The following is a 4,717-nucleotide window of genomic DNA, read 5'->3' as shown; positions in this document are numbered from 1 at the left end:
GGCGTCTGGCGGTCATCGGGATCTTGCCTTCCATAGGGCAAGCCTGCTCCCGTTTGTTGGGAGTTCGCGCTCAAAGTGCTTGAGGCACCACCAGGTTCTACGCGCTCAAAATAGCTGAGGCACGTCGTCGAGTTGGAGATTCGGGTCCGAGCCTTGTATTCTTTTCAGGTGCTCATCGAGCGCCACCTGCGGCAGATTGCCCGAGCGGCCAAAGGGAGCTGACTGTAAATCAGCCGGCATTGCCTTCATAGGTTCGAATCCTATATCTGCCACGCAGAACGGAGAAGCTCCGTGACCGAGAGGTCACGGAGCTTCTCTCATTTTCCACCCGTTCCCTTGCCCAGGCGCCCGACCGACGCCTACCGTGTGAGGACAAAGCGGAAATGCTCCGCCGGGGAGGGCCGAACCGATGAGCGATGACACGGACGATGCGCAGCCGCCTCGGCGTTTGAATTCGCTCGAGGACCGCAACGCTGTCGTTGAATCCGCTCTCGACCGAGCCATCAAGCGCGGGGACTTCGACGATCTGCCGGGCCGCGGCAAACCGCTGACCGGTCTGCACGGCTCATCCGATCCTGACTGGTGGATCAAGCAGAAGTTGGATTCCGAGGGCATCAACGGTGTCGCCCCGGCCGCCTTCCAGCTGCGCAAGGAGAACGCCGTCCTCGAGGACACCGTCGACGCCTTCACCGAAGAATCTGACGTCCGCGACTACCTCGCCGGCTTCAACGCCCGAGTCCGCGAGGCCGTGATGGATCTGCGCGAGGGCCCGCCCGTGTTCACTCCGCCCCGCGACGTGGAGAAGGAGGTCGCCGCATGGCGGCGGCGTCGGAATGCGATGAAGAACGACTCCGTCACCGAGGCGGAACCGGGGGACCAGCCCGCCAATCAGGCGTCGGCGGCTTCCCCTCGGCGATGGTGGCATCGTTTCCGACGCTGATGCGGGAACGAGCGGTGGCGCTGTCTTCGGCGAGGTTGACGGCGATCGTGGTGCACACCAGGCCGAGGATGGCCATCGGCAGGTCGAGTCCGTAGCTCGAGATCGCCAGGGACTGGACGACGAAGAGGGCGACGGCGGTGACGGTGACGGTATCGGTGGGCCACCTCGGGGAGAGGACCGGGCGCGGGCTCTGCCAACGTTTAGTGATCGTCGAGATCGCCCACACGACGAGCAGGACGGCGATGACGAAGACCGGACAGGTCAGCCACCAGGCTCCGCTGCCGGGATCGGGCATCGGCTGCCACAGCAGCTGGATTCCGGTGAGCAGGACGATGGATGGGCTCGGCTTGAGCATCACTCGCAGCGGGATCAGCGAGCCCATGTGGAAGAGCAGAGGTGCAACGAGGAAGGTGTATGCCTGAAGCGGCAGTGAGTCGTCGACCACCGTTTCAGGGACTACGCCGATCTTTAGCTTCCATGGTGAACCTTCGCATTTAGGAACTGAGGTACCTCACAAGATATCCGCTGCAGTCGTGCCTGTGTCGAAAGTGAGGTGAGTTCCCATCATCCGCGACGCGTCCGCGGTGCGTTCCGCTCGACGGCGGCATCGCCTCCGCGGCTGGCCCGTGGAAGTGCGACCGCCTGTCATGCGACTTTGTGCTCTCAGGGCATAGGCTGAAGCCATGAGTTTTCAGCAGTTCCTCCACGAGCGGGGCATCGTCGAACGCCCGGGATCCGGCAGCCGCCCACTGGTGATCGCCCACCGCGGCTATTCCGCCGTGGTTCCCGAGAACAGCCTGGCCGCGGTCGATGCCGCACGCGCCCTCGGTGTCGATCTCATCGAGGTCGACACCTCGACCAGCGCCGATGGCGTCCCCGTCATCCTCCACGACCCGGACCTGGACCGAACCACGAACCGAAAGGGGCCCGTGGTCAATCTCACCGCCGAAGAGCTGTCGTTCGTCGACGCCGGCTCGTGGATGGGGCCGGGCTTCTATGGAGTCCGCATCCCGACTTTGTCGGCCGTGATGCGAGATATCCAGCACCAAGGCGGTGAGTTGCTGCTCGAGCTCAAAGGAGAGTGGTCATCGGGTGCGGTGGCGAGGATCTCGGAGCTGGTGGTGGAGACCGGGATTGCCGACCGGATGGTCGTCCAGTCGTTCAATCTCGAAACACTTGAGACCTGTCGGGACATGCTGCCGATGGTGGCTCGCTTCCTCCTGCGCATGGTTCCGAAACCCGAGGACATCGAGATCGCTCGCGATCTCGGGGCGGTGGCGATCAACCCTTCGTACAAAGGGTTCTCCATGCGCAAATCCGTCGTCACCGAGATTATGGACAACGACTTCGGTGTCTTCGTCTGGACTGCCGACGAGATGAACGAATGGAAGGAGCTCCTCGGGGCCGAGGTCGACGGGATCATCACGAACCATCCCGGTCGCCTGCAGGGATACCTTGCGGGGCGATTCGACCCCCTGGAATGAGTGTTTTTACTGGTGAGGGCGGTTCAGGCTGGAGCTCTGTGTGAGGTTTGGCTGGAGATCGCGGGCCGTGTGAGTGACGTCACTGACACCCGATTTGCCCAGAGCGAGCGAACCCGTGTAAATTCTTACCTGTTGCCCCGATAGCTCAGTCGGCAGAGCATCTCCATGGTAAGGAGAAGGTCAAGGGTTCGATTCCCTTTCGGGGCTCTCGTGCCGCCTAGAATGCGGCGCTGGGGCGGGGTAGCTCAGCTGGTTAGAGCGCACGACTCATAATCGTGAGGTCGGGGGATCGAGTCCCCCTCCCGCTACCATTCGAAGAACCTCCATCCACTGGATGGGGGTTCTTCTCATTCACAATCTCGTTCCCCAGCAGTTGAGCCAGCGTGATGTCCATGTAGTTGGCGATCGCCAACAGTTCATCAATTCGGAATGGGATCTGACCCCTCAGCCGATTAGAGACATTCTTTTGCGCGAAGCCTAGGAGCTGCGCAACGTCTGCCTGCTTCAACTGTTTCCGAACCATCCAGGCCCGCACCTCGAGCCCAATGCGCTCGTTTTCAGAAACTGCAGTTTGTTCCTCGCTCTGTATCGTCATGGTCCTACTGTATACGCTCAGCATCTGGCGGTAAACCACTGCGCGTATGCGAAACGTCGAAAACGTAGTTCGGGTCCTTGCAGGCGTATACGGTCACAGTATACGGTGAGAGTATGAGGTATTCGAAGCAAGTTAGGGCCAACGTGATGGCCGAGATGGGGAGGCGCGAACTGCGCCAGCTGGATGTAGCCGAGATTCTGGAAATCTCCCAGAACAACATTTCCAAACGCCTACACGGTGCCGTGGATTGGAAACTCGGTGAGTTGCTGAAATTGGCCAAAGCCTGGGATATCCCGTTGGCGACGCTTCTAGATGGGGCCGAAGAGGACCCGTTTGCACCAAACGGTGATGCTAAGGCGGTGAAAGCCTCATGAGCACGGAACTCGTCAGCACTTTTTCTGAGGCGGAAGCTCGAGAGTTTACAGAGGAGATCAAGGCCGACTACGGATCGCTACAGACCAAGATCGTTACCGCTTGGAAGGGAAGAATTTGGCTGGCACTCGGGTACGAGTCGTGGCAGGACTACCTCGATGAGGAATTTCGAGATGTGAGTTTGCGGCCACCGCGCGAGCTGGAAGAGCAAGTGATCGGTGAGCTTAGAGCAGCAGGAATGTCAACCAGAGGCATCGCGTCAGCGGTTGATATGGCCCCTCGTACCGTGGCACGGCGGGTGGAGAACTCAACTGTGCCAAATGGCACAGTTGACGATGACTCTCGGGTGATCGGCTTGGACGGGAAAGCTCGTCCCGCGGCAATGCCGAAACCAGCACCTGAATCTCCATCGGACGAGCACATCGTTGATGCTGAAGTTATCGACGAAGACGAGACGGAAGACTTCGGTCTCGCTTCTACGTCTGGTCTCGAACCCGCCTCCGTGGATCTCACTGAGTCGAGCAACACTCCTGGCCGCGAGCATGTCGTGCGTGCGATCCGGGAACTCCACTACGGAGCAGCGGCACCCCTGCCGATGGTGAAGAAACAGTCAAAGCTCCTCGAAGTTGCGTTCAGCGGGGGAGTGTCCGACCTCGCGACTCTCGAAGCCGACAAGGTTGAAGATCTTGGCCGGGATGTCGCCGATGCCCTCGGCGTCCTCTCCGATCTGCTCTCCGCTATGGCAACCCAGCCGGCACCCACGTTCCAGGCCGCGCTGACCCACTCGGACACAGTCGGGTCTATCAAGAAGACCATGACGAACCTCCAAGTCATCGACCGGGGCCGGGGATGACCCCGTCGTCGGAGACCAAGTGGTGAAGATCCCTGAAATCGAACCGTTCGTGATGAAGCAGATCACGACCACGAAGACCAAGTGATTGGAAGACCCATGAAGACCACATCCGTGAAAAGGCCGATCGTTCTTCTGGCAACAGTGATCCTGACCGCCGCATTGGCGGGATGCCAGCCCACCAAGGTCGAGGACGCTCCCGAAGACGAATCTAACGAGACTAACGACCCCTCGGTTGTTGATGAACGAGGCGACGGGCAAGGACTGCACGAAGAACCCATCGTCCTCGAAGACGGGCGGACGATCACCTGCGTCGTCTACGACGGTGACAACGGGCAAGGCGGAGTTTTGATTCGCCCCGGGAATAATGGAGACAGTGAAGCCACGGAAAGGACTTCCCTGTCATGCCCCAAAAGAAGTACCCCCTCGAGCTACGCGAACGAGCAGTCCGCATGGTCCTCGACGCCCTCGAAGCT

At 60.4% G+C, this 4,717-nt stretch carries 6 protein-coding genes, 3 tRNA genes and 1 pseudogene; 8 read left to right on the top strand and 2 right to left on the bottom strand.

Going from position 1 to position 4,717, the window contains the following annotated elements; all coding sequences use genetic code 11:
- Positions 1-190 precede the first annotated feature (190 nt).
- Positions 191-272: transfer RNA gene (locus tag BLIN9172_RS17560), tRNA-Tyr, on the top strand.
- Positions 273-409: 137 nt separating this feature from the next.
- Positions 410-940, top strand: a complete 531-nt coding sequence (locus tag BLIN9172_RS17555) for a DnaJ family domain-containing protein (RefSeq protein WP_101556161.1) — start codon at positions 410-412, stop codon at positions 938-940.
- On the opposite strand, the gene BLIN9172_RS17550 is transcribed toward BLIN9172_RS17555, so the two are convergent.
- A complete protein-coding gene (locus tag BLIN9172_RS17550; RefSeq protein ID WP_101556160.1) occupies positions 855-1,385 on the bottom strand; it encodes a hypothetical protein in 531 nt (176 codons plus the stop codon). The two genes, BLIN9172_RS17555 and BLIN9172_RS17550, sit on opposite strands and share 86 nt — an antisense overlap.
- Before the next feature lie 238 nt (positions 1,386-1,623).
- Between BLIN9172_RS17550 and BLIN9172_RS17545 the strand changes: the two genes are divergently transcribed.
- From BLIN9172_RS17545 to BLIN9172_RS17535, 3 genes are all read left to right on the top strand, one after another.
- A complete protein-coding gene (locus BLIN9172_RS17545; RefSeq protein ID WP_101556159.1) occupies positions 1,624-2,424 on the top strand; it encodes a glycerophosphodiester phosphodiesterase in 801 nt (266 codons plus the stop codon).
- A 134-nt stretch (positions 2,425-2,558) separates the two neighbouring features.
- Positions 2,559-2,631 (top strand) — tRNA-Thr (locus BLIN9172_RS17540).
- Positions 2,632-2,658: 27 nt separating this feature from the next.
- Positions 2,659-2,735 (top strand) — tRNA-Met (locus BLIN9172_RS17535).
- A gap of 47 nt (positions 2,736-2,782) precedes the next feature.
- Here BLIN9172_RS17535 and BLIN9172_RS18940 read toward each other — a convergent pair.
- Positions 2,783-2,947 (bottom strand): annotated as a pseudogene (locus tag BLIN9172_RS18940) (helix-turn-helix domain-containing protein); the annotation flags it as partial.
- A gap of 185 nt (positions 2,948-3,132) precedes the next feature.
- Between BLIN9172_RS18940 and BLIN9172_RS17525 the strand changes: the two are divergent.
- The 3 genes from BLIN9172_RS17525 to BLIN9172_RS18360 all read left to right on the top strand — a co-directional run.
- Positions 3,133-3,393 (top strand): helix-turn-helix domain-containing protein, encoded by a 261-nt coding sequence (locus BLIN9172_RS17525; protein WP_096158417.1) that lies wholly within the window; start codon positions 3,133-3,135, stop codon positions 3,391-3,393.
- Positions 3,390-4,244 carry a hypothetical protein gene (locus BLIN9172_RS18000; protein WP_127364047.1) on the top strand — a complete coding sequence of 285 codons (855 nt, stop codon included), beginning with the start codon at positions 3,390-3,392 and terminating at the stop codon, positions 4,242-4,244. Before BLIN9172_RS17525 ends, BLIN9172_RS18000 begins: the two co-directional genes overlap by 4 nt.
- A gap of 96 nt (positions 4,245-4,340) precedes the next feature.
- Positions 4,341-4,717, top strand: a 377-nt coding sequence (locus BLIN9172_RS18360; RefSeq protein ID WP_219618125.1) for a hypothetical protein, incomplete at its 3' end; no start/stop codon positions are given.

It is taken from the genome of Brevibacterium linens ATCC 9172 (assembly GCF_900169165.1).
Lineage (GTDB): Bacteria > Actinomycetota > Actinomycetes > Actinomycetales > Brevibacteriaceae > Brevibacterium > Brevibacterium linens.
Note: the sequence above shows the minus strand (reverse complement) of the source record. Positions and strands in the feature narration are given on the sequence as shown.

Coding starts and splice junctions, on each gene's coding strand:
- BLIN9172_RS17555 (WP_101556161.1), top strand. CDS start 410: ATGAGCGATGACACGGACGATGCGCAGCCGCCTCGGCGTTTGAATTCG.
- BLIN9172_RS17545 (WP_101556159.1), top strand. CDS start 1,624: ATGAGTTTTCAGCAGTTCCTCCACGAGCGGGGCATCGTCGAACGCCCG.
- BLIN9172_RS17525 (WP_096158417.1), top strand. CDS start 3,133: ATGAGGTATTCGAAGCAAGTTAGGGCCAACGTGATGGCCGAGATGGGG.
- BLIN9172_RS18000 (WP_127364047.1), top strand. CDS start 3,390: ATGAGCACGGAACTCGTCAGCACTTTTTCTGAGGCGGAAGCTCGAGAG.